The organism is Bartonella sp. AP57NXGY, assembly GCF_042195805.1.
Classification (GTDB): domain Bacteria; phylum Pseudomonadota; class Alphaproteobacteria; order Rhizobiales; family Rhizobiaceae; genus Bartonella.
In genome coordinates this window covers 1-2,913 of the sequence record NZ_JBHIOZ010000095.1, presented here as the reverse complement: position 1 = coordinate 2,913, position 2,913 = coordinate 1, and the positions used below count along the sequence as shown (strand labels likewise).

Below are 2,913 nucleotides of genomic sequence, written 5' to 3'. Positions count from 1 at the left end.
CCATCAACTTGCACAACCCGCCCGATCATGTGCTGGTTGGCAAGACAGCGTTCAAGGGCATCAAGACGCTTCATGATTTGTCGAAAGGTATCACTTAAGAGATGTGCGTCATTCATGCCCCCACCTCATTGTCCCATGAAATCAAACCACTTTTGAGTTGTCCCTCATCACAAAAAATATCCTGTCCCAACTGATGCAAATCTTGGTGCCATTCCACCACGCTTATCGATACACCACGCTGCTTAATCGCCGCAGAGATAATCGGTTCAATTTGCACCTCACGCGGGGCACTCAAATGCGTTAGTCCCCACAATTGCCCGCTATGACAAAGCACCGCAATGGCTTCTGCTAAAAGCCAACTGGAAACATCACGCTCTTTACCTGTGGTAATAATAAAAGCCCCTAAATGAAGATCAGCACTCATCTGTCCACTTGCTACAGGATTCAAACGGCTTTCTAACACCGCAACCCGTATTGCTGGAGCCACCAGCATCTGTGTTTCAAGCTCTTCTAAGTTAAAACGTCCAAATTGACAGCCGCAATCACGCACATCCGGTAAAGCGCCTTTAAGGCTTCTTATCACCGCTTCACGAAACTGATTAATGCGCCCAGCATTTTTAATCGTTTGACTCATGCAAAGACCCTTTCCAGCCAGTCTTCTGTCGCTTTGACAATTTCCACTTTATTGTGCTCTGAAAGCCCCAAATAAGGGCGTGCGGGCATGGTCACTTGATGCACACAAACAAAGCGGTGTGCATTGCCGCTTTTAAGAAAAAAGCGCAGTGTCTTGCCATTTTTCGGGTGAATAACCCCACCTAATTGATGAATCCGCGCATAAACCAACCCAGAGCCCACAATCACCTGTTCTGGTGAAGCTTTCATATCAATGGAGCGTGAAAGCGCCCCACTGGCATAAAGAATGGAGGTGCGGGCATGATTGTTTTTCCACTTCTCTCCTTGAGCAGACATTTTTTCACTTTGAATCCGCCGCCTTGTGCTTTCTTGAATGAGACGCCCAACCCCTTGTGCCAAAGTCCCCATCGAGCGATCAGCTCCCTTTTGCAAAAAGGATAAAGCCGCTTCAAGCCCTGTCTCTTTAATCTCAATATGGGTTGCAACAGACATATTATCTTCCCATCAAACGCGGCTTGGCATGGAAGAAAGCCCCATCACGCACGGGACCATCTTCGCTCATAATTTTAGGTTCATCTATGCCTAAACCCGCTTTGCCTTCGGCAATACGTTTCAGCAAATCAACCGCCTGTTTGTAACGATCTTCAATAGTCGTGGTCAGTGCCGTATGGCGTATGGCTAAATTATAAACAGCAATATTGACACAGATCATACCCAGAGCCGCTGGCTGTCCAGCAATGGGGATTGAGTAGCGATGAGACAAATGCACATCAATCTCACCACTTGCCTGTTCGAGCGCGCGGGCAATGGCTTGCTCTGAAAAAACTGGATCAGAGTTCTCATCCATCCCACACAAATCATCCAAGAAGTCATCACCCCAGAGCTCTTCAATCAATGTTTTGCTTGCATAAGCCATGTTTAAAAGTTTCCCTTAGACAACTTCTTGCAACAAAACACCGGCATCTTTTGCGGCAACCAATTCACACACACGTTCCCCCACACGCACCCGTTTGCCGCCTGATAAGCCGATATCTGGATCTTGGATCACTCCAGACAAACGTTCGCCCAACTGGGCGCTAAAACCCCAACTGATCACCGAACCATCTGCCTGTTGTTTGGTAGGGTCAATATAAAGCAGTGCAATCTTATTGCCCCACACGCGTGCCAATTGTGCCGAACGCCCTTTACGTGCCAAATTCACTTGCGATTCACCAATGAGTAAACGATCGGGGTGTATTTCCATCAGATCAGCAAATTGCGCCTTGGTGACAAAACCATCAGCAGTGCCACCCCCTTTAACAGCTTTGATGATTTTGGGATGACGTTTGAGTTTTGACCAAACAACTTTGCCCATAACAATGGTGTTGGGCGTATAGACGAGACTTTTATCCATGGCCTCATCTAAAACAGCATAAGGATCAGATTTCTCATAATCGCTAAATTTATTCTCACCTTTAAGTGTTATCACCCGCTCTGGTGCATAATTTTCACTTCTTTGCACAAGCGCTGCAACACGCACTTCACGCCCCAATTCTAGCAAATTGGCAAGTCCCTCTACAGCTGTCTTTTCGGGGTTATAACGAGAGCGCTTTTCTGCTCGTGCGCGTGCCGCTGCTTCAATATCTGAATTGGGGATAAGATCATCAAGTCCGTAATCTTTGACACTGGCTTCCCGTTCAAAGGCAGAAAATTCCACCACATTCGGGCGCCCTTTCCGCCCTATCTCAAGCTCAGGCACGGTAAAATTTTCCGCTAAGGGAAATTCACTATATTTAAACACCTCACTTAAAACACAAACGCGTGGCAAAACTCTATCGCCAATAAGAGAACCTGCTGGATTGCGATAACCAATAGCAATAGCGGTGAGTGTTGGATCAATGGGAAAAGGTCTGTTCATTTTATGCCTCGATTAATTAATTTTAAAAGAAATAACATCACCAGCAGAACCATCACTCATGGCAATACCAATGGTGCGATCTGCTGCTTCTGCCCTTATGGCGTGCCCCTTTGGGTCAGAGGTCAAAAAATCACCAAAGGAAACATTGCCTCCACAAACCACTTCGCCCCAACCACATTGGCCAACATCAATCATCTCACCAGCCTTTGCACTCAATGACCCAGCAGTCCCTAATAATTTATCACCCTTACCAGAAGCCGTTGCCACCATTCCGTCACCGCGCGCTGCAACAATGCAATAAGGTGAAATCACATCTATGGCGCGAAAAGATTTAATTAAAATCATCGTACTCATGATTGGCGCTCCTTTTGTTCGCAAATATA

General features: G+C 46.5%; 5 protein-coding genes. All 5 read right to left on the bottom strand.

Annotated elements, in window-relative coordinates; genetic code table 11:
* Positions 1 to 112: 112 nt before the first annotated feature.
* The gene (locus ACFIL8_RS07580; RefSeq protein ID WP_375662569.1) at positions 113 to 634 is read right to left on the bottom strand and encodes a hypothetical protein; all 522 of its coding nucleotides are present in this window, start codon (positions 632 to 634) and stop codon (positions 113 to 115) included.
* The gene (locus tag ACFIL8_RS07575) at positions 631 to 1,125 is read right to left on the bottom strand and encodes a phage virion morphogenesis protein (RefSeq protein WP_375633726.1); all 495 of its coding nucleotides are present in this window, start codon (positions 1,123 to 1,125) and stop codon (positions 631 to 633) included. Before ACFIL8_RS07575 ends, ACFIL8_RS07580 begins: the two co-directional genes overlap by 4 nt.
* Before the next feature lies 1 nt (position 1,126).
* On the bottom strand, positions 1,127 to 1,549 hold the full coding sequence (locus ACFIL8_RS07570) for a gp436 family protein (RefSeq protein WP_375612327.1): 423 nt from the start codon (positions 1,547 to 1,549) through the stop codon (positions 1,127 to 1,129).
* A 15-nt stretch (positions 1,550 to 1,564) separates the two neighbouring features.
* The gene (locus tag ACFIL8_RS07565; RefSeq protein WP_375633725.1) at positions 1,565 to 2,530 is read right to left on the bottom strand and encodes a capsid protein; all 966 of its coding nucleotides are present in this window, start codon (positions 2,528 to 2,530) and stop codon (positions 1,565 to 1,567) included.
* A gap of 12 nt (positions 2,531 to 2,542) precedes the next feature.
* A partial coding sequence (locus ACFIL8_RS07560) for a hypothetical protein (protein ID WP_375689319.1) occupies positions 2,543 to 2,913 on the bottom strand: 371 nt, incomplete at its 5' end.